This window comes from Haloplanus sp. (assembly GCF_028275055.1).
In the GTDB taxonomy this organism is placed as follows: domain Archaea; phylum Halobacteriota; class Halobacteria; order Halobacteriales; family Haloferacaceae; genus Haloplanus.
This window is the reverse complement of the sequence record NZ_JAQCNJ010000072.1, coordinates 54597-76436: the sequence shown is the minus strand read 5'-3', so window position 1 is coordinate 76436 and position 21840 is coordinate 54597. Positions and strand designations below refer to the sequence as shown.

Genomic DNA, 21840 nt, shown 5'->3' with positions numbered 1-21840 from the left:
CACCTGCCACGGCTCCGACGGGGTCGACCCCTCCCGCGAGGAGGCGTGGGTACTCCACGCCGCGGTGCTCAGCCACATCGAACGCGCCGTCGACGCCGACTGCTCGCCCGACCGGGGTGTGGCCGTGCTCGAACGGGTGGAGGCGTGCGAACCACTCGATGCCGCCGACCAACGCCTCGTCCGTGACGCGCTTATGACGTACCTCGACGGCGACAGTCCGGAGCGCGACCGGGTACCGGGCTGGTCGATGCTCGCCGAACTCTCGGGGCGTCAACACTCGTCGAGCCAGTAGTCGACGTCGTCGTCGCGGCGGTAGTAGCCCGAAACGGTCCGAGCGTCGTCGCTTCCGGGCGGCGACCCCGCGTAAACACCGATCGTCTCCGAATCCGGGTAGACGGTCACGTCCGGATCGTTCATCGTCGACAACGCGAGATACCGGAGCGTGTCGTCGCCGTCGTTGATGACGCGGTGGGTGCCCTCGTCGCCGGCCGGGAAAACGGCGTCGTCGCCGGGGCGGAGCGAGCCGGTCCCCTCGGGCGTTCGGAGCCGGCCCGTGCCCGCGAGGACGTATATCGCCTCCTCGTTGCCGGCGTGGTAGTGGAAGGGCCACGACTTTTTGCCCGGCGGGAGTTCATACGGCGAGCAGCCGAGGCTGTCACCGCCGGCCGCCGCGGCGAGTTTCTTCCGGCGAAACGAGGTGTCGTCGCGTTCGACCGTCGACGGGTTGAGACCTGATTCGTTGGCGCGCATGGCGCCCGTTCGGCGGCCGGGCGCAAAACGCGGGGGGTTACTGTGGAACGGGCGACTCCGGGGTCACGTCGGCGTTCGTCCTGATATCGAACCGCGCACCGCCGCTGTCGCTTTCGGCCGCGGTGACCGTCCAGCCGTGGGCGTCCGCGATTTCACGGACGATGGCCAACCCGAGGCCGCTCCCGGCGTTGGCGTCGGTGTGGCCCAACTCGAAGATCCGGTCGCGGCGCTCCGGATCGATGCCCGGGCCGTCGTCGGCGAGATAGAACCCCTCGTCGTCGTCGAGGCGGCCGAGGCTGATGGTCAGGGTGTCGGCGGTGTCACCGGCCCGCTCCGCGCGCCGGTCGTCCGTGGAGCCATGCTCCACGCTGTTCCGAAGCAGGTTCTCCAACAGCTGCTGGAGGCGGGTGGCGTCGGCGGTCACCGTCCCCACGTCGGGGGCGACGGCGAGTGTCGCCGCGTCGGGGTCGACGATATCCCACGCCCGTTTGGCAACCGTCGGGAGCGCAACCTGTTCGGAGTCGAGAACGTCGGCACCGGCCCGCGAGAACGCGAGAACGTCGTCGATGATGTCGAACGAGCGATCGAGCGCCGACGCGGCGGCGGCGATGCTCTCGTCGTCGTAGCGTTCGGCCGCGATGGAGAGTCGTCCCTGTGCGACGTTCAACGGGTTGCGGAGGTCGTGTGAAAGAATGCTCGCGAAGTTGTCCAACCGCTCGTTCTGTCGTTCCAGCCGGTTCTGGTACCGGCGCTCCTCGAACTCGTAGGCGAGCCACCGTGCCGACAGTTCGACGAACCGCCGCTCGCTGTCGGTGAACGCCCGCGCCCGGGGGACGGTCGCCGCGAAGCAGAACGTCCCGTACAGGTCACCGTCGACCTCGATGCGGGCACCGATGTAGGAGCCGAGTTCGAACACGTCGTACGCGTCGTCGTTTTCCCACCCGCTCGTGAGGGCGTTCTGGACCGCGAGGAGGCTCTCGGCCTCAACGGTTTTCCGGCAGTACGACTGCTCGATCGGGCAGGTGCTGCCGGGTTGGAGCAGTTCGTGATCGCCGACGGCGTCGACGATGACCTGTTCGTCGTCGGTCATGCGCGTGATGAATCCGTAGGGGAGGTCGAGGTGGGTCCGGCCGGTTTCGAGCAACCGGCGTTGTTTCTCGGCGAGCGAAAGGTCGGTCGCGGCGGCCGTCTCGTACAACTCTTGGAGCGCCCCGACGGTGCGTTTCAGTTCGCGCTTGATCCGGCGCGCCTCGGTCACGTCGCGAAGGTACACCGACAGGCCGGTCGGGGAAGGAAAGACGCGGGCCTCGAACGTGGCGTCGCGGTCGTCGAGGTGGATTTCGAAGGTGACCGGATCCTGTGTCTCCATCGCCTCGCGGCACCGGTCGTGAAAAAGGGGAATGTCGTTGTCGAGTGTACGGACGTCCCCACCGACGAGGGCAGACGACGACACGCCGAGGAGACGTTCGGCCTCGGCGTTGAGGTAGGTGATCCGCCAGTCGTCGTCGATGCCGACGAACGCGTCGGCCATACGGTCAAGCAGTCGCTCGCGTTCGCGCTCGGTCCGCTTGCGCCGCGTGATGTCGCGGGAGTTGGTGACGTACCCGCCGACCTTGGGGTCGTACTCCGTCGATCGGGAGGTTTCCAGCCAGATCCACGAGCCGCCGGCGTGACGAAACCGGTGTTCGATGGGGTTCGACGGCGTCCCCAGCGGGCCGTCGTTCTCGAAGGCGTCGCGCACGGCGTCCTGGTCGTCGGGGTGGACCCGATCAAACAGGGTGGTGTCCACCAGCGCCTCCGGGTCGTACCCGAGAACGCGCTCCACCGAGGGGCTTTGGTACCGGACGAGTCCGTTCTCGTCGACCACCGAGAGAACGTCGGTCGAGCGAGCGAGCAACGCCTCGTGGTCGATCACGACGGAGCGAGGGCGACCGGGATCGATCGTCGCATTGTCGCTTACGTATAGGACTGCGTCCTTATTAGCGGATCGGTCGGCGGCCACGGGGCTGGTCACGGGGATCTCGGGCGAGCCGACAGATCGGGCGAACGGCCAACCACCACGGACGAGGGCGGGGATGGCGATTGTTTCGGGCTGTCGAATGGCGGCCCCGCCGGCGTGACCGGTCGTCCCGATCGCCTCCCCGGGACGGTTCCGATCCGGGGGACGGCACGTATGACACACGGACGGTCAGCCGACGGCCCAGACGAGAAGCGCAACGCCGGCGGCGACCGCCGGGGCGTCCCGCCACGTCGGATCGAGGCGGGGGAGCGTCGGGTTCCACGCGAAACACCGGGCTTGGAGCGCGAGGGCGAACCGGTCGGCGCGGGCCAACACCCGGCGGAGCCCGGTGACGCCGATCAGACGGACCCGCTCGTAAAGCGACCGCTCGGAGCCGAGGCGGGCGTCCATCGCCGCCCGGATCGTCGCGAGGTCGTGCCGGAGGAGGGGGAGAAATCTGAGGACGAACCCGACGCCAGCCCCGAGAACGACGCCCGCGCGGCCGGGAAGGAGGCGCTGGATGGCCGCCCGCGACTCGCGGACCCGTGTCGTGCGGAGATACGCCGTCGAGACGAGAAGGAGAAGGAGAACCCGGTAACTCGCCAGCGCGGGCGTGGCGGCGTCGGCCGGAACGAACCACGGCGCGCCGAGGGTCGCCCCCTCGATCAGCGGGCCGGCGAGAAGAAAGGGGAGAAAGGCGCGGTAGGACCGCAGGCTCCGGGCAACGGGGGTCGCGGACAGCCGGCAGATCCCGAGAACGGCCGTCGAGAGAACGAGCAACCCACGTGGCGTGGTGTGGGCGAAGGCCGCGACGGCGAGGGCCGCTTGGACGAACAGTTTCGTCCGTGGGTCGAGGCGGTGAACGAGCGTCTCGCCCTCGACGTAGCCGATCATGGCGGACGGACGCCGAGGTCGGTCAGGGCCTCGGGCGACGGATCGGCTACGTCGAGGGCGACGCGGCCGTCGGCGAGGGCGACCGTCCGGTCGGCAAGAACGGCGAGGTCACGGAGGTCGTGGGTGACGATGACGACGCTCACGCCGCGGTGCCGAAGGTGATCGAGGCGGTTGAGCACCGACCGCCGGGCGTCCCAATCGAGGCCGGTGAAGGGTTCGTCGAGAACGAGATGGTCGGGGTCCATCGCCAGTGCCCCCGCGATGGCGACACGTTCGCGTTCTCCGCCCGAGAGTTCGTCGATCCGGTCGGTCGCACGTCCGTCCATGCGGACGGCGGCGAGGGCGTCGTCGACGCGGCGGTCGATCTCGTCGTGTGCGAGACCGAGGTTCTCCGGGCCGAAGGCTACGTCCGCGCCGACGGTCGCCGCGACAAAGCCGTCGCGGGGGTCCTGAAACACCATCCCGACCGACGACCGGGCGGCGACGGGAGCATCGTCGACGGGCGTGCCGTTGACCCGCACCTCGCCCGCGTCGGGGGTCAACAGGCCGTTACACAGGCGAACGAGCGTGGTCTTGCCCGATCCGTTCGGACCGGCGAGAACGAGAACGTCGCCGTCGTCGACGGTGAGAGAGACGCCGTTGAGGGCGGCGGTTGCGGCGTCGGCGTCGGTGCCGTCCCCGTTGTAGCGGTAGGTGACATCGGCGACGGTGATCGTCATCTGGCGATCAGGGCGTCGCTTCGGACGATGGCGACCGTCGCCGCGACCTTCAGCCCCGCCACGGGGAGAAAGGGGAGCACCACCGCCGAGACGGCGGCGACGGGACCGATGGCCTGAACCAGCGAGTAGCCCGCCGCGCCGGCGGCGTAGACAACGGCGGTCCCTGCAAGCAGGGCGACGACGAGTCGTGGGATCGAGACGGCGTCCGGCGCGGTCAGGCCACCGGTCCCGTGGGCGATGGCGCCGACCGTCATCGCGGCGAGGGGGAACCCGAAAAGGAATCCCCCGGTGGGACCGAGCAACACGCCGAGTCCGGCGTTACCGCCGGCGAACACCGGGAGACCGAGGAGACCGGCGAGCAGGTAGAGAACAAAGGCGACGCCGGCCCAGACCGGTCCGAGGACGACGCCCGCGAGATACACCCAGAGCGTCTGGAGCGTGATCGGGACGTTCGGGGCGAGCGGGTGGACCATATCCACGGGTGCCGTGGCACTGGTTGCCGCCGCGAACAACACCGCCCGGGCGACGTTGCCGGTCACCTCGTCCCCGACCAGTTCGACCGAGTCGGTTGGGGTCGACATACCGAGTCGTCGTTCGTAAACCACTTAGAAGCTTCCGGTTGACAACCCCGCCGGCGACGGGCTTTTGAATCCAAGCGCGCATCATGTAATATGGACGAAAAGACCTCGGAACTACGGGATATCTTCGTCGACACGACGGGCGAGGAGACCGTCACGGAGCGACAGGCCGACCCCCGTGGCTCGATCACCGAGAACGAGGATCCCGACCGGGTCCGAGCGGAGATCGACGACCTCGTCGAGACGATGCGCGAGCGGTACGACTTCCGGACCGACCTCGACACCGAATCGTACCGCCGGCTGGTTCGGGGGTTCCACGACGACGAGGACGACGAGGGGCTTGCCGAGACGCTTTCTCTTTCGGTCGAGCAGGTTGTCGACGCACGCATGGACCTCCACCTCGTCCGCGACGCCGACCGGGACGTGCCAAACTTCGAGGCGATCCGGGACCGGATCGTCGACGGGGCGGCCGACGACGCCATCGCCGGCGACAACGGGAACACCGGGACGGTGGCACACGTCCGGCGGGTCGTCGAGAGCGAACGGGAGGCGACCCGCGCGAACGGACGATTCCGGGACGGCTTTACAGAACTCCTGACCGACGCCGACCTCACCGGGCGGTTGACGAGCGAGTCCCGGAAGGACGGACTGAAGGAGGCGACCGAGGACATCGAGACCGATGTGTCGTTTTGACCCCTGGCGAAGACTCTTAGGGCATCCCGCGCAACGGGGGAGCAATGGCGCAGTCGTCGCAAAACCAGGAGTTGATCGACCGGTTCGGCCGGTTTTATCGGAACTACTACCGCGACGAGATCAGCCGCCTCGCACAGCGGTACCCCAACGAACAACGCTCGCTTCACATCGACTACGACGACCTCTATCAGTTCGACCCGGATCTGGCGGAGGATTTTCTCGCACAACCGGACCAACTCGGCGAGTTCGCGGAGGAGGCGCTCCGGGTGTACGACCTCCCTGCAGACGTGTCGCTCGGACAGGCCCACGTCCGCCTGCGCGACCTTCCCGACACCGTCGACATCCGGTCGATCCGGGTCCACGACAACCACGTCGGTCGTCTGATCGCCGTCTCGGGCATCATCCGGAAGGCGACCGACGTGCGCCCGAAGATCGTTGAGGCCGCCTTCGAGTGTCAACGCTGTGGTACGATGACGTATATCCCCCAGACCGAGGGCGGGTTCCAGGAGCCCCACGAGTGCCAGGGCTGTGAACGACAGGGCCCCTTCCGGGTCAACTACGACCAGAGCGAGTTCGTCGACTCCCAGAAGCTCCGGGTCCAGGAGTCCCCCGAGGGGCTTCGGGGCGGCGAAACCCCACAGAGCATCGACATCGACATCGAAGACGACATCACCGGCGAGGTGACCGCCGGCGACCACGTCACCGTCACGGGCGTTCTCCACATCGACCAGGTGACCGAGGGCAACGAGAAGTCGCAGCTGTTTGACCTCTACATGGACGGCGTGAGCGTCGACATCGAGGACGAACAGTTCGAGGACATGGAGATCACGGAGGCGGACAAACGCGAGATCGTCGATCTGTCGAACCATCCGGACATCTACGAGGAGATGGTCGCCTCCGTCGCCCCCTCCATCTACGGCTACGACGAGGAGAAACTCGCGATGATCCTCCAACTGTTTGCGGGCGTGACGAAAGATCTCCCCGACGGTTCGCGGATTCGGGGGGATCTGCATATGCTCCTTATCGGGGACCCCGGCACGGGCAAGTGTCAGAAATATGACACTAGTGTCGTGCTTGGGGACGGCACTGAGCGGAAACTCGGCGACTTGGTCGAGTCACGGTTAGAAAATCCAATTTCAGTCGACGATGGTGTGTATCAGCCGGTCGACTTCCCCGTCCAATCAGTAACGGCCAACGGGAAGATTACCCGTGGACAGGCGACGAAGGTTTGGAAGCGGGAAGCACCCGATCGGATGTACCGCATTCGCACCGACGCCGGTCGGGAGGTAGAAGTAACGCCCTCACACCCCCTGTTCGTCTCTGAGGATGGACACCTCAAAGCGACTAGGGCCGACGAACTCGGCGTTGGCGATGGTGTCGCGGTCCGTCAGAGAGATGAAATCGCCGGCACTAGTGAAGAGACATCGGCTCGGACCGCCATCGTCCCGGACGGCGGCTCGGCTAGCGCCAACGGATCGGTTACGCAACAACCGAAGAATATCTCTTGGGATCGCATCATAGCAATCGACACCGTCACTCCGGAGTACGACCGGGTGTACGACCTCGAAGTCGCCGGCACGCACACGTACCTCGGCAACGGCATCGTCTCGCACAACTCGCAGTTGCTGTCCTACATCCGCAACATCGCCCCCCGCTCGGTGTACACGTCGGGGAAAGGATCGTCCGCGGCCGGCCTTACTGCGGCGGCGGTACGCGACGACTTCGGCGAGGGCCAACAATGGAGTCTGGAAGCCGGGGCGCTCGTGTTGGCCGATCAAGGGATCGCCGCAGTCGACGAGCTGGATAAAATGGATGCGGGCGACCGGTCGGCTATGCACGAAGCGCTCGAACAGCAGTCCTACCACCCGAATTCGGAGATCTTGCTCGCCGACGGCCGCCGCGTCGAGATTGGCGAGTTCGTCGACGACGCCATGGCTGACCGTCCCGACGAGGTGATCGACGGCATCGACTGTGAGATCCTCCCCGTCGAGGACGTCGGCGTCCACTCAGTCGATTTCGAGACGAATACTGTGGAGAAGCGACCGGTCGACAGGGTGAGTCGACACGAGGCCCCGGACGAATTCGTCCGCGTCACGTTCTCGAACGGGCGGGACGTCCTCGTCACGCCCGACCACCCTATGTTCGTCGAGCGGGACGGAGAGACGGCGACGGTCGAAGCGGGTACCCTCGACGAAGGAGCGTTCGTCCCGGCACCGCGGAAACTACCAAACTCGACGGCCGGCGTCCCGCTCGACGGGGAACCGCACCGGGGGAAGGAGAAGGACGTCAATCTCCCGGACGAACTCACACCGGACCTCGCGGAAATTCTGGGGTTGCTCGTCGCCGAAGGGCATTCCTACGCCGGTAGTAGCCACGAAATCGGATTCTCGAACCAAGACGGGCGGCTACTGGACCGGATGCAACGGCTGATGAACGACGTGTTCGGGATGTCGAGTAGCGACACGACGAACGCCGCCGGGACCGTCACACAGCAGTATATCTCGACGAAACTCTATCGCTGGTTCGAGTCGAACGTCCCCGAGGTGATGCACACCGCACGGGCGAAACGCATCCCGGCCGCGGTGCTCGGTGCCTCCGAAGAGGCGATCCGGCGGTTCCTCGTCGGCGCGTTCGCCGGGGACGGCGGCGTGGAGAGCGAAGCGATGTCGTTCTCGACTGCGTCGGAGGGACTCGCCGAAGACTACGCCGACGCGCTGGCGAAGATCGGTGTCGCGTCGCGCATCCACCACGACACGACCGAGAACTCGTGGAAGACGTACGTGATGGGCGGCTCAACGGCGCGATTCGTCGACGCTGTCGTCGAGCCAGCCGACGATCGCTACGCGAAGGCACTGGCCTTCGTGGAGCGAAGCGAGGCGACGAAACGACATCATGACGTATTACCGCCGAGCGCTGCAGCCGAGATTCGGTCGCTTCGGCGGCTCCTCGGGGAGCGACTCACCGGCGAATTTCGGCCGAATCTCGACGAGGACTACGGTGTCCAGATCGAGACGGTCGAGAGACACATCGAGACGCTTCGTGACCGCGTGCAGACGGTTCGGTCCGCCCTCAACGAAGCCGATACACTGGCCGACGTGCGGGCGGCGGTCGACTGGTCCGGGCGACAGCTCGCCGAGCGCCTCGACGGCGAGACGACAAGCGCGGTACACTACGCCGAAAGCGGTGGCTACGATAGTGAGCGCCGTGCCACGCTGGCGACGGCGGCCCGCGAGGCTATCTCGGACGCGCTCGATGACGCGGCGACGCGACTGGACGGACTCGAAGAGCGATGTGCGCTCCGGTACTACCGGGTAACCGACGTGGAGACGGTCCCGAACGAGGGGGCATACGAGTGTGAGTACGTTTACGACGTGACCGTCGAACCGACGAACACGTTCGTCAGTCAGGGCGTCGCGCTCCACAACTCTATCTCCATCTCCAAGGCCGGCATCAACGCCACGCTCAAATCCCGGTGTTCCCTGCTGGGCGCGGCCAATCCCAAATACGGTCGGTTCGACCAGTACGAACCCATCGGCGAGCAGATCGACCTCGAACCCGCCTTGATCTCGCGGTTCGACCTGATCTTCACCGTCACCGACCAGCCCGACCCCGAGGAGGACGCCGCACTGGCCGACCACATCCTCCGAACCAACTACGCGGGCGAGTTACACGCCCAGCGGGCGGAGGTGGCGAACGCGAATCACAGCCAGGCGGAGGTCGAGGAGGTGACCGACACGGTCGAACCGGCCATCGATCCCGACCTCCTGCGGAAGTATATCGCGTACGCGAAGCGGACCTGCTACCCGACGATGAGCGACGAGGCGAAGGCGGCTATCCGCGAGTTCTACGTCGACCTGCGGGCGAAGGGGGCCGACGAGGACGCTCCCGTTCCGGTCACCGCCCGGAAACTCGAAGCGCTGGTCCGGCTTGCGGAGGCGAGCGCGCGGGTTCGGCTCGCCGATACGATCACACGGGCCGACGCCGACCGCGTGATCGACATCGTCCGCTCCTGCCTGCAGGACATCGGTGTCGACCCCGAAACCGGCGAGTTCGACGCCGACGTGATCGAGACGGGCACCTCGAAGAGCCAGCGCGACCGCATCAAAAGCATCAAAGACGTGATCGAAACGGTCGACGCCGAGTACGAGGGCGAGGCCGGGGCACCGATCGACGCCATCGTCGACCGCGCTGAGGCAGAAGGGATCAAGGAGGAGAAGGTGATGGACCAGATCGAGGGGTTGCGACGGAAGGGTGACGTGTACAGTCCAAGCACGGACCAGTACAAGGTGGTGTGATGGACCGCATCTCCACGATTCGGAACGTCGAACGGGCGCTCCGGTCGTTCGAGAACGGGGAGGCGGACCTCGCGACGACCGAAGAACGGGTGCTTGCGGCGCTCCGGACATACGCCACAGACTTCGACGACGAGACGGGTCGTGCGGCGTACGTCGGCCAAGGAGCCGACGCCGTCGACGGCGTGGTCGTAATCGCATCATCACACGCCGAGGCGCGAGAACGGATCCGCGACCACGCGTCCGACCCACCCGCCGCGTTCGAGGTCGAGCGTATCGGCTGAGGCTGCCGGTTCCGACAGTGTTAGCATCGCAGTGCCGACACGTGCTCGTCGTGTTGCTTGTCGTTACCTACTCGCAGGGCGCACGCACCACACTCCGCAACAGCTGCCGGAGCCACGAGGCGACGGTCGTCCGACGGCTGGGCCGGGCGGCGTTGTTCAAAGAGACGGAACTGGGCGCGTTTCTCTCCCTGCGACTCCGGGAGAAACACGGCGATGACGTACAGATCGAGCGCACCAGCCCACTCAACGAGTTCGAGGCCGTCCCCGAGTCGGTTCGAGAGGCTGCGGCCGCATACGAGAACCGCAAGGCTGCGACGACGCCGTACGACAAGTTCGCAGCGGGGACCGGCCATCCGCAGCCAGACGCCATGCGTGACAGCGACCTGTAGTGGGATGCGCGTGTGTATCGACGGCGAGAGTCACGAGGGTGTCGCCATCGACGTGACGGGCGTGGCAGGGGAGGAGTTGGTGCGGGCGATCAGGGGTCAAGACGCGTCGCCGCGTGTCGACTGTCCCACACCCGGTCCGGTCCACGACCACGTCTCGATTCTCCCGCCGGCGTCGTTCGACCGGCGGGACGCACTCGCCGCGGCGGCCCGTGCGCTCGGCCACGAGTCGGCCACGCGGGACGAGTTGGAGAACGCCCGGGCGGAACTGGCGGCGCTGTCGCCGCCGCCGGTCGATATGCGGGCGGTACGGCGGCGGGTCGCCGAGGCCGGGTCCGAGGAGGAGCGTCTGCGTGAACGCGTCGCCGAACTCAGGGGGCGGCTACGGGCACGGCGCGAGATGGGGGCGGACGCCACGGCCGTCGAGGCGAAACTGGATGAGGCGACGCGCCAGCTCTCGGAGGCCGAGACCGAGCGCATCGCTGCCGAGCAGGCGCTTGAGCGCGCGGAGCGGGCGGCCAGGGAGGCCCGCGACCGGCGGGAGCGTTGCCTCAAACTCGAAGACCGGGTCGCCAACCGCGAACGCGAGGTCCGTCGCGACCTAGCGGCGGCGGTGTGGGACCGGTTCCGGTCGGCGGTTCGTGCCGTGCCCGGAAACGCGACGGTCGGTGCGACGCCGGGCGAGTTCGACGGCGACCGACTGACTGCCGCACTCGCCGTAGCCCGCCTCGCGCCGCTCGACGCGCCGGTGGTCGTCGACGGGGTCGATCACGTGTCCGGGGCCGGCGCGGCGGCGAGGCTGCTGGACGCGCCGGTTATTTATACGCGGTGACGCGGCCACCTCGGGGCATGGACACCGACTGGTCCGTCAGTGGCCTCGACGGCCGGGACGATGTACGTCTCGTGACGGTCGAACTCCGGAACCCAGATCCGGTGGACCGACAGGTCCGGGTCGACAACCGACTGGACGGTCCCGTTCTCCCGCCTCGTCGGGCCGGTGTGCCCGACCCGGGCTGGGATCGGGACGGGTTCACCGGTGTCGTGCCCGCGGGCGGGCGACTCTCGCTTGGATACGCTTGCCCCGCGGCGCCGGGTCAGCCGCCGGTGTCGGTCGTCAACGAGGGACGGGCGAGCGAAAGACCAACCGACGACACCGAGACCGCCGTTCGGGAACTCGCCGACCCGCGCCCGCCGGCGGACGCGGTGCCGGACGCGCCGCCGGACGGCGGTGACGGTGGCGGAAGCGACACGGACGCGGGTGGGCGGGGCGACAGCCCGCCGGCCCCCGTCGCGTCGTGGCTAGCGGCGGTCGAGCGGCGTATCGAACGGGGCGAACGATTGACCGACGCGTCCGTCGTGACTGCCGTCGGCGGGGTGAAGACGATCGCGGCCGATGGTCAGGATGTCGCCGACCTCGACGCTCGGGTGGCGACCGACGCGGTGGCGTTGCGGACGGTCGCGGCGCGGGCGACGGCGCTGGTAGAACGAGCGGAAGCGGTCGATATCCCGGTCGAGGCGCTCCGGAGGCTGTCGTGATCGTCGCTGTCGCCGCCGGCAAAGGGGGTGTGGGAAAGACGACTGTCGCGTACAACCTCGGGGCGGCTCTCGACGCCGTTGTCGTCGACGCCGACCTCCCCGAAGGTCGCGGGCCGGGCCTCCACGACGTTCTCGCGGGACGGGCAACGGCGACGGAGGCGGTCCGGGGCGGAGCGGTGTCGCTTTTGCCCTGTGGCCGGTCGCTCGCCGGGGCGCGCGCGGCGGACGTGCGCCGACTGGCCGACGCTCTACGGCAGGTCAAGCGCGAGTATGGCGACGTTATCGTGGACTGTCCCGCGGGGCTCCGGGCCGATGTCGGCGTCCCCGTGGCGGCCGCGAACGCCTGCGTGGTCGTCGTGTCGCCGCGGCGGTTTGCGCTCGCGGACGCGATACGGACCAGAGAACTAGCTCGCGAACTCGACACCGGACTCGTTGGCGTCGCACTCAACCGAACGACCGATGCCGATGACCCGCCAGAGGACGTGTTCCGCCGGACCCTCGGCGCGCCGGTGTCGACGGTGCCCGCCGATCCCCGGGTCGGCCGGTCCGTCCGTGAGGGGCGACCGGTCGTTGAAACTGCGGGATCGTCGATCGCAGCCGACGCGTTCCGGTCGCTCGCGGCGAGGGTTCAGTCCTGTAACAGCCGGTAGGTGTTCCGAACGGTGACGGGTGTGACACCGGCCACCTCCGCCGCAGCTTCCTGGGTGAGCGGCGCGCCGGTGTCATGTGCGGCCGTGTAGAGACACGCCGCCGCGACGCCGCTCGGGTTCCGGCCTGTAGCGTCGCCGGACTCGCGAAGGTCGCGCGCGTACGACTCGGCCCGCCGGCGGACCGACGCGCAGACGTCGAGTTCGCTGGCGTACCGGGGGACGTACTCGACGGGGTGGATCGGACCGGTCGCCACGTCGAGTTCGCGGTTGAGCGCACGGTATGCCGCCCGGTGTTCGTTCTCGGTCGCCTTTGCGGCGTCGACGACCTCCCCGACGGTCCGGGAGACGGAACACACCCGACAGGTGGCGTACACCGTCGCCGAGGCGAATCCTTCGAGCGACCGCCCCCGGAGGAGGTCGGCATCCTGTGCCGAACGGAACAGCGAGCACGCCGACTCGCGGACGTGTCTCGGGAGTTCGAGCGCACCGACGAGTCGACGGATTTCGGTGAAGGCGTACACCTGGTTGCGCTCGCGTTTCGTCGAGATCTGTGCGCGGTTGTGTTGGGTACGCATTCGGGAGAGTCGCCGCCGCTTACGCCCTTTGATTCGGGTCGACCGTCCGATATCCGTCGAGAGTCCGCGGTCGTGGCGCGACTGTGTCAGGGGTGCGCCCGTCCGCTCGGGTTGTCCCTCGTCGTCCGCGAAGGACCGCCACTCCGGGCCGTGGTCGATGCGGTACTCGTCGACGACCAGCCCGCACCGGCTACAGACCGTCTCCGTACCGTCGGCGTTTAGCTGTCCGCTGCACTCCGGACACTCCGTCTCGCGTGTCTGGCTCATCACAGTCGAAGATTGGTCCCGATGGTGTATTTAAACGGGGTCGGGAACGGGATGTATCGGCGTCGAAGACGGCGACAAGCATACCGGTAACCGGTATGCTCTTGAGAACACGCCCCCATAGGAGGTAACTTTTAGATGGACCGGTCCACCATTGTGGATCAATGGGCCTCTCGGACATCGCCGAGGGAATCGAGGTTCGCGACCGGCAGCGCGACCGCGGGGTGCCGACGGTAGACGCGACGAGAGGGGATTTGACAGCCCGTCTCGACGAGCACTCGACGGTCCTTCCCTGCACCCCCGAGGCGGCGGCGGTGGTTCTCGAGACGTACGCCGCCGGAACGAGCGTCGGCGACTGCGCTCGTGAGGCAGGCATCGCACCGATGACGGCCGCCAAACTGCTTCACCGGTGCGGTATCGGGGGAGTGTCGCCGCTCGCGCCAACGGCGCGGAAAATCGTCCGCGACTGGTTGAACGGCGACCTCCCGCGCTCGGAGGCCGTCGACCTCGTCGGCGCCGACGAGGCGGACTTCGCGCTGGCGACGTACGTGGAGACACACGACGCTGTCCCCGAACTGACCGACGCCGTCGCGGGTGTTCTCGAACCCGAATCGAGCGCGACGGTTGCCAAACGCGACGCGCTGGCGGAGACGATGAGTTCGGTCGACGACCTGCGGTGAACGGCCGACACCGTGTGGCCGGCCGCTCCCGCATCGAGACGACCGAGACGCCGGATTTCGGCCGGTTCCCCTCGTCGCCGCTTCGCTCGGCGGGAACGGTGAGGCGTGCCTGTCCGGACCGCGCCGGACACGGTGAAAAACGTCCCGCTGATCGTAAACCCCGGTTGCAGGGCGGTCTGCCGTCGCCTCGGGGCTTAATCCAACCACGTACCCGGACGACTCGAAACACGGTCGAACGGCAGGCCGGCCGGCCCTCCGAAACGGGTGGCTACGTCGACCCGGACACCGCGAAAAGTCGGGCATGTGTGCTCGTCTGTGGGCGAGATCGACGTATCCGGACGGTGCGTTCGATACCAGCCAAGCAGTTATACAGAACGATTCCTAACCGAAGGCAGGCTGAATGCACGACGACAGAATGGCGTCAGATCCGGACGAGTATTGGGAGCGGCGGCGGGAAATAACGCCGTCGCCGAACCCGCCTGTCGTCGCCGACGGTGACCAGCGACTCGCGTTGTTGGTCGACCTTGCGGAGTCGCAGGTATCATCGGAGTACCGTCGACTCCACGCTCGTCTGTCGGAGTTTCGGTGCCTGAAACTGATGCCGCCGGACGAACTCCACCTCACGGTCAAACTGTTCGACCACGCGCCGACCGTCGCGACGGAGGGCGACTCGTCGCCCATCTCGGCCGCACAGATCGCCGACAGCGTCGCCGGAATCGTCGACGACCGTGAGCCGTTCACCATCGAGTTCCCGCGGCTGAACCTGTTTCCCGACACGGTTTATGCGGAGGTTGACGCCGGCGGAGCGCTCACGGACCTCAATCGGGCGGTCTGTGACCAGCCGTGGACGACCACGGGCGACCGCGACGGTCAGCAGTTCATTCCGCATCTCACGCTGGGGTACTTCGACGGGGCCGAGGAGTACGACCAGTTGATCGCCTTTCTCGAAAGGCATCGCGATCCACAGTTGCCCGCGATGACCGTCGAGGAGGTCGCCATCGTGGCGTACGACCTCACCTCGAACTGGGGGTCGGCCGCGACAACGATCCAAACGTATTCGTTGTGATCGACGGTCTCGCGGTGAGACCGGGGTGACGGGCCGCCGGTGGGGTGGTATGAGCGGGATCGGGACGTGCCGGGAGGGGCGGCCGGAAACAGCCGGCTGTGTGGTGTCAGCGCATATCACGGCAAAGAACCGCCGCGGTCACGACGAGACAGAGGGCAAGCCCACCTAATGCACGATCGTAGCCGACGGTGGCCGCGGCGGTTCCCATGTACACCGGTCCGAGCGCGCCGATGGCGAGAAAGAACGTCCGGGCCGCACCGAGGTCGCCACCGAGGTTGTCATCGGGGGCGGTGTCGAGAACGAGCGCGTCGATGATGGGAAACTGTGTTTTGTATCCGACCGCGAACAGACCAATCGCGGCGGCGATGGTGGTCACCGACCGGGCGGTGATCACGAGTCCGAGAGCACCGGCCGCGAGCATGAGACCGGTCACGGCGACCAGCCGGCGCGGGAGACGGTCCGACAACGCGCCGGCGACCGGTTTGATCGTGATGCCGACGGCGAAGACGACGGCAAACAAAAGCTGTGGGAGCGGGGCCGAGAGTTCTTTCGCGTCGCTGAGGTACGTCGGGAGAAAGTTGATCCACGCGCCGATCGTAAAGTAAAACAGGGAAAACGCCAACAGGAGGCCGCGTTGGCGGCGGGTGGCGAACAATCGCCGCAAGGTCCTCACGAGCGCGACCGGCGGACGGTCGATGCGGAGCGGTTCGTGGTTCCAGACGACGTAGAGAAGGCCACTCGCGATCAGCGCGGCCGCGATGGCACCGAACGGGAGCCGCCACGTCGGTGTGACGGTCGCCAACACCGTCGTGCCGCCGACGATGACGAACGCGACCCCGGCCGCGAGCAGTCCGCCGCCGTCGGTCCCGGCCGTGTAGATACCCAGCGCTTGACCACGCCGGTTGACGAACAGGTCCGACAGCAACGCTCGCGACGGGATCGCGAACAGGCCCTTGCCGGCGCCGACGAGCAGCGTTGCAACGACGAACATGCCGTAGGTTGAGGTGACGGCGACGAGGAGAAACGCGCCGATCGACACACCGATGCCCGGCAGAACGAGCGCCGCGCGCGACGAACTGTCGGAAATTCGGCCGCTCGGATACTGGGTGAGTGCGTAGGCGAGTTGAAGCCCGCCGAGTGCGAGCCCCGCGGTCACGGTCGTGATCGATAAGGTGTCGATGATGGTCGGAAGCAGCGGGGACAACAGGAAGCGTCCCGTCTGCAGCGTCGCCCACGCGAGTGCGAGGCTCCACAGAATCCGCCCGGAGTGGCCTCCGAACAGCCGCTCGTCAGCCGGTCGCGACACTATCAGATTACAGACGGTCCGACCACTTGGCTTGCTCGTTTCGGGGCCGTCCACGCTGTTGTGCGTTCCGTGGCAGGGCGGCGACGACACCGCTCGGCGACGTGCCCGCGAGCTACCGGGCACGACCGTCGAGCCCTGCCGTGCGGGTAGCCGAACCGGGTCGGTGGCGTCCAACGGCCGACATCGTACGGCCACACGTTCATAAACGGACACACGGCGAGCCGTTAGGGAGAAGCCGGGCGGTCGACGGTCCGCGATCACGGCCCGCCGCTGGCGATCAGCCCAGAACAACGAGAACGATACCCAGCGACGTGCTCGCGGTGGCGACGAGACGACGCCGCGTCGCCGTTTCGCCGAGAAGACTGCCGCCCAGCACCACCGCAACCAGCGCTTGGCCGCTGAGGATGGGAACGACGACCGACGCCGGGGTTGTCGCGAGTGCGAGTGCGGTCAGATGGTCCGCGGTCGCGAGCACCAATCCCACAACGGCCAGCCCCAACCACGCGGTGCGTCTCGTTGGCCGTGCCGTCCACTGTCGAAGCCCAATGGGAAGCGTCCCCATCGTCAGCCCGGCGAGTGTCACGACGACCAGCGTCGACGGCTCGACGGTTGCGTTGGCCAACAACACCCGTTTGCCGACGTCGGCCACACCGATGAGCACCGCCGAAGCCAGCGCCAGCCGTGCAGGCGTGCTATCCGCCAGCCGCCGGAACGGGCCGATCACGCCGGCCGTCTCCCCCGTTTCGGTGCCTTCGAGCAGGTAGACGCCGACGGTCACGGCACAGAGGCCGGCGATCTGTGACGGGGAGACGCGTGTCCCGAGGCCGACAGCCTCGATAAGGAGAACGACCGGAGGGGCGAGTTTCGATAACGGCGCGACGTAAGAAACGTCGCCGACCTGGAGCGCCCGGACGGACGCGACGGCCGAGCCGACGGTGACCGCAACGACCCCGCCGAGAAGTGCCACCGCGACGGCGTCGAAGTCGGTGGGAAGCGCCACGACGGGCCGACCGACCGCCGTTCCGATGGCGACGTACCAACACAGCGCCGCGCCCTCGACGAGCCCGAGATACAGGAACGTCGGGTAGTCGACGAAGTACCGCTTGTACACGACGAGATAGCCGCCGGTCAGCGACATCGAGAGACCGGCGAGAATGACGCCTGAGAGCACATCCGACGTTAGGAATCGACCGACAAGATCCCACGGGAGCCGTGTGAGCCGGCACCGAGAGCGGACGGAAGGACCGGTAAGCGGCGGCGAGACGTCCGACCACGTCGAACAAGGGGAGAAAACGGGATGCGGACAGCGTGGACGGGGCATCCACGTCCACCGTCAACTACTCACGGAACGGTGGTAACGCTGTGCTTGTCACAGGACAACTCTCCGCGCTCGGGTCGCGGTGTCGGCGTTCCCGCGCGGATCCGAAGCGGTTAGTCGAACCAACGTATGCTGGTGCGGGAGTGTCGCTTCCCGCTGACCTACTCACCGGGGGGCGACGAGTATATCGACGCATTTCTCGAGAACGAATCGCTTCGCTCCGAGACGATTGTCTCGTGTCCCAGCACCGACCAGTGGTGGCGTATCGAGCGGGTGACGGGCGATCCGGAGGCACTCGACCGGCTGGATGCGTTGTTGCTCGGCGAAACGCTCGACCGCGAGTCGATCAGCGGTCGTGTCCGTCGGGGACCCCGGACCCGGTCGGGGCGGCAGGCGAAACCGGCTCCATGTCGAATCGGTTAACCCGTCGCCGTGCCAACAGTAGCCGATGCTTGAACCCGGCGATCCGGTACCGGAGGTAACGGCGCGAAATCAGGACGACAGGTCGGTCACGCCCGACTTCGGGGCGCCGACGGTCGTGTACTTTTATCCGAAGGATTTTACCGGCGGTTGCACCGTCGAGGCGGCCGATTTCCAAGCCGCGCTTCCCGAGTTCCGTGGACTCGGCGTCACGGTGTACGGGGTCTCGATGGACAGCGTGGAGGTTCACGCCGATTTCGCCGACGAGGAGGGGGTCCAGTTCGACCTGCTCGCCGACCCGGACGGCGCCGTCGCGTCGGCGTTCGGCGTTCCGACCGACGGAGGACACCCCGACCGCCTCACCTTTCTGATCGGGGACGGGGAGGTCGTTGCCGCGTACGAACCGGCGCTCGCCGACCCGAACGGTCACGCACGTGAGGTGCTCAACGACGCACGTCGCAGGTTCGGCGAGGGGTGAGCGGTCGCCGTGTTCACCGGCCGTCGGACGGATTCGCCTCGACGGCATGTGGGTCGGTCGGCAAGCGGTCGGCACCCCACGCATAGCGCGTGTGGATAACGGCGACGGCAACAGCAACGGTAACGACAAACAGCGCCGTCGCCACGGGGTAGCTGACAGCCAGACACGCGGCGTGGACGGCGGCGGCCAGGAGGGCGCTATCGGTCACGCTGTACGTGTGTGGGGGCGATACGTCTCGGATCGTGTGTGATCGGACATCGGTGGCGGGGAGCGTATCGGATGGTGGTCGGGCGTCTTGTACGGACCGGGGAGCCCCGCCGGAGGAGGGCCTCACGACCGGGGTCGTACTCAGTTACTACTGTGGAGGGTCATCGCGCCGACCGAGGAATCATACCTGTTGCCCAAGAACTGATACCGGTTCACACGCTGTGGTGGCATCACCGCGAGACGAACTCACCGACCGAGCCGAGCAGGCCCGGTCCGTCGCCGGTCGAGGGATCGACACCCAAGGCGACACGCGCCACGTCGGCGACCGCGGTCGCGACGGACCGATCCGACAGACAGGTCGGTGCGGCCGTCACGCCGGCCGTCGTCTCCGGAAGGGTCACGTCCGCGACGGAGAGATCGCCACGGACCGACACGACTCCGTCGGGCGTGACGCCGACGTCGTCGAGACGGCCGCGCATGCGCTGCACCGCGTCGCGGCCGCGGGTCGTCGCCGGCGTCACTACGACCGTCCGGTCCGCGGCAGTCACGGCCGCGACCGACTGGTTCGCCGCCACCGGCGGTGTGTCGACGAGGACGTGATCGAACGCCCCGGCCGCGGCGTCGATGCGTGACTCGAGAACCCGAGCGGCGTCAGGGGATTTGGCACGAGCGAGGCGCTCGAACGGTGCAACCGCCGGACAACACGCCAGTCGACCGTCGTCGGAATCGACCGGGAACTCGACCAGTCCGTCGGCGAGTGGGGCGTCGCGGCCGTCGGTCAGGAGTGTCGTCAGGTCCGGATCGAGCCGTCCTGTGAGGTGATCGGAGAGGCCCTGCGTGGCGAAGGCGGCATCAAGGACCGCCACCTCGCGGCCGTCGTTCGCCAACAACGCGCCGAGTTCGATCGTAAGCCGGGTGGTCCCGGCACCGCCGGTCGCCCCGACCAGCGCCGCCGACACGCCGGTGGTGTCTACCATACGACGACGTGGCGGCGGCTTCCGGTAAAAAACTGGGGACGCCCTTGCTGATCGGCGGCGTGTCGGTGGCATCGACATCGGCATCGGCATCGTCATGTGCATCCGGCCGGCGGGCACCACAACCCGGTTGTTCAACTTATGTATGTGGCGTGACAACAGACATCGCGTCCCGACGTTCAACCGGCAACGGGAGGTCGGTCCCCGGCGCAGGTCAGAACAACGAGTCGGCTGTCGCCGCACCGACGACGCTAAACACGGAGCCGACACTGACAGCTTTGAACGTCACCTCGGCCGCGCGGAGGTCGATATCGACACCCCCGACGCCGACGAGGCGGCCGCCGACATCGCCGACGAACGTCGCCGGTGCGCCGAAAGCCAGAGCGAGGGCGAACACAGAACCGTATGAGACGGCCACGAGGGAGAGAAAGCGGATCGGAACTCCACCGACCTCGGTCTCGGCGTCGGGGTCGCGGTCGTCGGCCTTATACAGCGCGCCGTACCCGATCGCGAGGACGATGCCGAAGCTCACGGCGGCCTGTGGCCACGACATGCCGGCGGCGAGCACCCACACCTCCTCGGTCACGACAAACGGGCCGGCAAGCAGGAATCCGCCGACGATCTGTTGTGCGGTGTCGGCCACGTTGTACCGCCGCCGCGCTCCGACCATACATCGGTTGAGGCGCGCTGTGGCTAAAGCGCCGGCGGTTTCGTCGGCCGCCGCGGGAAACGGTTTTGCCTCCACCTGACGCACGTCCGGGCGTGGCGATCGAGCGTCGGTACGTTCTCGGCGCGGTGTTCGCTTTCGCGGCCATCGGGACCGCCGTCCTCGTCGCGGACGTGCTCGCAACGGTGTTTTTCGCCGTGACGGTCGCCTATCTACTCGTGCCGCTTCACGAGGAACTGACCCGCCGTGGGCTTTCGACGTGGTGGGCGAGTCTCACCGCGACGGCGGCGGCGGCGCTCGCGGTCGTCGCCCTCGCGCTTCCGCTCTTGTTGGTGGTTGTCGGCCGCCTCGATGAACTCCTCTCGGTCCTCTCTGCGCTTCCCCCGACGCTGACGATCGACCGCTACGGGTTCTCCGCGACGGTAACGCTCTCGGAAGCTAGAACGACGGTACTGGGGTACGGGCGGCGTCTCGCCCGGTCGGTCGCCGTCGTCGTGCCCGTTCTGGCGCTCAAACTGACCGTGTTCGTGATGCTCGTGTTCGCCCTCCTCACACGGACCGCCGACGCCAACCGCGCAGCCATCGCCGTCGTCCCGCAGGGGTATCGCGATCTGGCCCGGGGGCTCGGACGACGAACCCGTGCGACCCTCTTTGGAATCTACGTTCTGCAGGCGGCAACGGCCGTCGGCACCTTCGCCATCGCGGTGGTGTTTTTCTTTCTGCTCGGCTACCCGTACTTCCTCACGCTGGCCGTTGTCGCCGCGATTCTCCAGTTCGTGCCGGTGGTTGGCCCGTCGGTGTTGATACTCGTCGTCGGTGCGGGCCACGTGGTCGCCGGTGACCTCACGCGGGCGGCGATGGTCCTCGTTGCAGGCCTCTTTCTCATCGCGTGGTTGCCGGACGTGTTGATCCGGCCACGACTCGCCCGCGAGACCGCCGATCTTCCGGGGAGCCTCTACTTCGTCGGGTTTGTCGGCGGCCTCCTGACACTAGGGCCTGTCGGGATCATCGCCGGACCACTGGCGGTCGCGCTCGCCGTCGAGAGCGCCGAACGCCTCTCGGCGGAGCTCAACGAGGCGTCGGTCGGGGAGAGCTGAACCGACG

24 protein-coding genes are annotated in these 21840 nt (G+C 67.4%); 13 read left to right on the top strand and 11 right to left on the bottom strand.

Features of this window, described 5'->3' with window-relative positions:
• The coding region (locus Q0925_RS09840) for a hypothetical protein (protein WP_299334809.1) at nt 1–292 on the top strand (292 nt) is incomplete at its 5' end.
• Here the strand turns inward: Q0925_RS09840 and Q0925_RS09835 are convergent.
• The 5 genes from Q0925_RS09835 to Q0925_RS09815 all read right to left on the bottom strand — a co-directional run bounded on the left by Q0925_RS09835 (nt 271) and on the right by Q0925_RS09815 (nt 4943).
• Nucleotides 271–750: a cupin domain-containing protein gene (locus Q0925_RS09835; protein WP_299334807.1), complete on the bottom strand. Its 480-nt coding sequence runs from the start codon at nt 748–750 to the stop codon at nt 271–273. The genes Q0925_RS09840 and Q0925_RS09835 overlap by 22 nt on opposite strands.
• A 37-nt stretch (nt 751–787) precedes the next feature.
• Entirely contained in the window at nt 788–2665 is a 1878-nt protein-coding gene (locus Q0925_RS09830) for a PAS domain-containing sensor histidine kinase (RefSeq protein ID WP_299334805.1), read from the bottom strand.
• A gap of 273 nt (nt 2666–2938) precedes the next feature.
• The gene (locus Q0925_RS09825; RefSeq protein WP_299334803.1) at nt 2939–3643 is read right to left on the bottom strand and encodes an energy-coupling factor transporter transmembrane component T family protein; all 705 of its coding nucleotides are present in this window, start codon (nt 3641–3643) and stop codon (nt 2939–2941) included.
• Entirely contained in the window at nt 3640–4362 is a 723-nt protein-coding gene (locus tag Q0925_RS09820) for an energy-coupling factor ABC transporter ATP-binding protein (protein WP_299334801.1), read from the bottom strand. Before Q0925_RS09820 ends, Q0925_RS09825 begins: the two co-directional genes overlap by 4 nt.
• Nucleotides 4359–4943 carry a biotin transporter BioY gene (locus Q0925_RS09815; protein WP_299334799.1) on the bottom strand — a complete coding sequence of 195 codons (585 nt, stop codon included), beginning with the start codon at nt 4941–4943 and terminating at the stop codon, nt 4359–4361. The genes Q0925_RS09820 and Q0925_RS09815 overlap by 4 nt, the downstream gene beginning before the upstream one ends.
• A gap of 90 nt (nt 4944–5033) precedes the next feature.
• On the opposite strand from Q0925_RS09815, the gene Q0925_RS09810 reads away from it, so the two are divergent.
• The 7 genes from Q0925_RS09810 to Q0925_RS09780 are packed head-to-tail and all read left to right on the top strand — an operon-like array spanning nt 5034 to nt 12781.
• Nucleotides 5034–5633, top strand: coding sequence for a conditioned medium-induced protein 4 (locus Q0925_RS09810; RefSeq protein WP_299334797.1), 600 nt, complete (start codon nt 5034–5036; stop codon nt 5631–5633).
• Nucleotides 5634–5677: 44 nt separating this feature from the next.
• On the top strand, nt 5678–9928 hold the full coding sequence (locus Q0925_RS09805) for an LAGLIDADG family homing endonuclease (RefSeq protein ID WP_299334795.1): 4251 nt from the start codon (nt 5678–5680) through the stop codon (nt 9926–9928).
• Nucleotides 9928–10209 carry a hypothetical protein gene (locus tag Q0925_RS09800; RefSeq protein WP_299334793.1) on the top strand — a complete coding sequence of 94 codons (282 nt, stop codon included), beginning with the start codon at nt 9928–9930 and terminating at the stop codon, nt 10207–10209. The genes Q0925_RS09805 and Q0925_RS09800 overlap by 1 nt, the downstream gene beginning before the upstream one ends.
• 50 nt (nt 10210–10259) lie before the next feature.
• Nucleotides 10260–10598 (top strand): hypothetical protein, encoded by a 339-nt coding sequence (locus Q0925_RS09795; protein ID WP_299334820.1) that lies wholly within the window; start codon nt 10260–10262, stop codon nt 10596–10598.
• Complete coding sequence (locus tag Q0925_RS09790) at nt 10582–11427, top strand: hypothetical protein (RefSeq protein WP_299334791.1); 846 nt, start codon at nt 10582–10584, stop codon at nt 11425–11427. Before Q0925_RS09795 ends, Q0925_RS09790 begins: the two co-directional genes overlap by 17 nt.
• A gap of 17 nt (nt 11428–11444) precedes the next feature.
• Complete coding sequence (locus Q0925_RS09785; protein WP_299334789.1) at nt 11445–12131, top strand: hypothetical protein; 687 nt, start codon at nt 11445–11447, stop codon at nt 12129–12131.
• Nucleotides 12128–12781: a chromosome partitioning protein ParA gene (locus Q0925_RS09780; RefSeq protein ID WP_299334787.1), complete on the top strand. Its 654-nt coding sequence runs from the start codon at nt 12128–12130 to the stop codon at nt 12779–12781. Before Q0925_RS09785 ends, Q0925_RS09780 begins: the two co-directional genes overlap by 4 nt.
• Here the strand turns inward: Q0925_RS09780 and Q0925_RS09775 are convergent.
• The gene (locus tag Q0925_RS09775) at nt 12760–13623 is read right to left on the bottom strand and encodes a transcription initiation factor IIB (protein WP_299334784.1); all 864 of its coding nucleotides are present in this window, start codon (nt 13621–13623) and stop codon (nt 12760–12762) included. The genes Q0925_RS09780 and Q0925_RS09775 overlap by 22 nt on opposite strands.
• Nucleotides 13624–13784: 161 nt before the next feature.
• Here Q0925_RS09775 and Q0925_RS09770 point away from each other — a divergent pair, with 161 nt between their 5' ends.
• A complete protein-coding gene (locus Q0925_RS09770) occupies nt 13785–14300 on the top strand; it encodes a hypothetical protein (RefSeq protein WP_299334781.1) in 516 nt (171 codons plus the stop codon).
• 400 nt (nt 14301–14700) lie between these two features.
• Nucleotides 14701–15366, top strand: coding sequence for a 2'-5' RNA ligase family protein (locus tag Q0925_RS09765; protein WP_299334779.1), 666 nt, complete (start codon nt 14701–14703; stop codon nt 15364–15366).
• 106 nt (nt 15367–15472) lie between these two features.
• On the opposite strand, the gene Q0925_RS09760 is transcribed toward Q0925_RS09765, so the two are convergent.
• Nucleotides 15473–16672 (bottom strand): MFS transporter, encoded by a 1200-nt coding sequence (locus Q0925_RS09760; protein WP_343218114.1) that lies wholly within the window; start codon nt 16670–16672, stop codon nt 15473–15475.
• Between the two features lie 277 nt (nt 16673–16949).
• Nucleotides 16950–17843: a DMT family transporter gene (locus Q0925_RS09755; protein WP_299334771.1), complete on the bottom strand. Its 894-nt coding sequence runs from the start codon at nt 17841–17843 to the stop codon at nt 16950–16952.
• A 276-nt stretch (nt 17844–18119) separates the two neighbouring features.
• Between Q0925_RS09755 and Q0925_RS09750 the strand changes: the two genes are divergently transcribed.
• Both Q0925_RS09750 and Q0925_RS09745 read left to right on the top strand, forming a co-directional pair.
• A complete protein-coding gene (locus tag Q0925_RS09750) occupies nt 18120–18413 on the top strand; it encodes a hypothetical protein (protein WP_299334768.1) in 294 nt (97 codons plus the stop codon).
• Nucleotides 18414–18438: 25 nt separating this feature from the next.
• On the top strand, nt 18439–18888 hold the full coding sequence (locus tag Q0925_RS09745; protein WP_299334765.1) for a peroxiredoxin: 450 nt from the start codon (nt 18439–18441) through the stop codon (nt 18886–18888).
• Between the two features lie 13 nt (nt 18889–18901).
• Here Q0925_RS09745 and Q0925_RS09740 read toward each other — a convergent pair whose 3' ends face one another.
• From Q0925_RS09740 to Q0925_RS09730, 3 genes are all read right to left on the bottom strand, one after another.
• The gene (locus Q0925_RS09740) at nt 18902–19096 is read right to left on the bottom strand and encodes a hypothetical protein (protein WP_299334762.1); all 195 of its coding nucleotides are present in this window, start codon (nt 19094–19096) and stop codon (nt 18902–18904) included.
• A 229-nt stretch (nt 19097–19325) separates the two neighbouring features.
• Nucleotides 19326–20072, bottom strand: coding sequence for a ParA family protein (locus Q0925_RS09735; protein WP_299334759.1), 747 nt, complete (start codon nt 20070–20072; stop codon nt 19326–19328).
• Nucleotides 20073–20283: 211 nt separating this feature from the next.
• The gene (locus Q0925_RS09730; RefSeq protein WP_299334755.1) at nt 20284–20739 is read right to left on the bottom strand and encodes a DUF2391 family protein; all 456 of its coding nucleotides are present in this window, start codon (nt 20737–20739) and stop codon (nt 20284–20286) included.
• Between the two features lie 92 nt (nt 20740–20831).
• Between Q0925_RS09730 and Q0925_RS09725 the strand changes: the two genes are divergently transcribed.
• A complete protein-coding gene (locus tag Q0925_RS09725) occupies nt 20832–21833 on the top strand; it encodes an AI-2E family transporter (protein ID WP_299334752.1) in 1002 nt (333 codons plus the stop codon).
• Nucleotides 21834–21840 lie beyond the last annotated feature (7 nt).

Coding starts and splice junctions, on each gene's coding strand:
- Q0925_RS09835 (WP_299334807.1), bottom strand. CDS start 750: ATGCGCGCCAACGAATCAGGTCTCAACCCGTCGACGGTCGAACGCGAC.
- Q0925_RS09825 (WP_299334803.1), bottom strand. CDS start 3,643: ATGATCGGCTACGTCGAGGGCGAGACGCTCGTTCACCGCCTCGACCCA.
- Q0925_RS09820 (WP_299334801.1), bottom strand. CDS start 4,362: ATGACGATCACCGTCGCCGATGTCACCTACCGCTACAACGGGGACGGC.
- Q0925_RS09815 (WP_299334799.1), bottom strand. CDS start 4,943: ATGTCGACCCCAACCGACTCGGTCGAACTGGTCGGGGACGAGGTGACC.
- Q0925_RS09810 (WP_299334797.1), top strand. CDS start 5,034: ATGGACGAAAAGACCTCGGAACTACGGGATATCTTCGTCGACACGACG.
- Q0925_RS09805 (WP_299334795.1), top strand. CDS start 5,678: ATGGCGCAGTCGTCGCAAAACCAGGAGTTGATCGACCGGTTCGGCCGG.
- Q0925_RS09800 (WP_299334793.1), top strand. CDS start 9,928: ATGGACCGCATCTCCACGATTCGGAACGTCGAACGGGCGCTCCGGTCG.
- Q0925_RS09785 (WP_299334789.1), top strand. CDS start 11,445: ATGGACACCGACTGGTCCGTCAGTGGCCTCGACGGCCGGGACGATGTA.
- Q0925_RS09775 (WP_299334784.1), bottom strand. CDS start 13,623: ATGAGCCAGACACGCGAGACGGAGTGTCCGGAGTGCAGCGGACAGCTA.
- Q0925_RS09770 (WP_299334781.1), top strand. CDS start 13,785: ATGGGCCTCTCGGACATCGCCGAGGGAATCGAGGTTCGCGACCGGCAG.
- Q0925_RS09765 (WP_299334779.1), top strand. CDS start 14,701: ATGCACGACGACAGAATGGCGTCAGATCCGGACGAGTATTGGGAGCGG.
- Q0925_RS09750 (WP_299334768.1), top strand. CDS start 18,120: ATGCTGGTGCGGGAGTGTCGCTTCCCGCTGACCTACTCACCGGGGGGC.
- Q0925_RS09745 (WP_299334765.1), top strand. CDS start 18,439: ATGCTTGAACCCGGCGATCCGGTACCGGAGGTAACGGCGCGAAATCAG.
- Q0925_RS09735 (WP_299334759.1), bottom strand. CDS start 20,072: ATGGTAGACACCACCGGCGTGTCGGCGGCGCTGGTCGGGGCGACCGGC.
- Q0925_RS09730 (WP_299334755.1), bottom strand. CDS start 20,739: ATGGTCGGAGCGCGGCGGCGGTACAACGTGGCCGACACCGCACAACAG.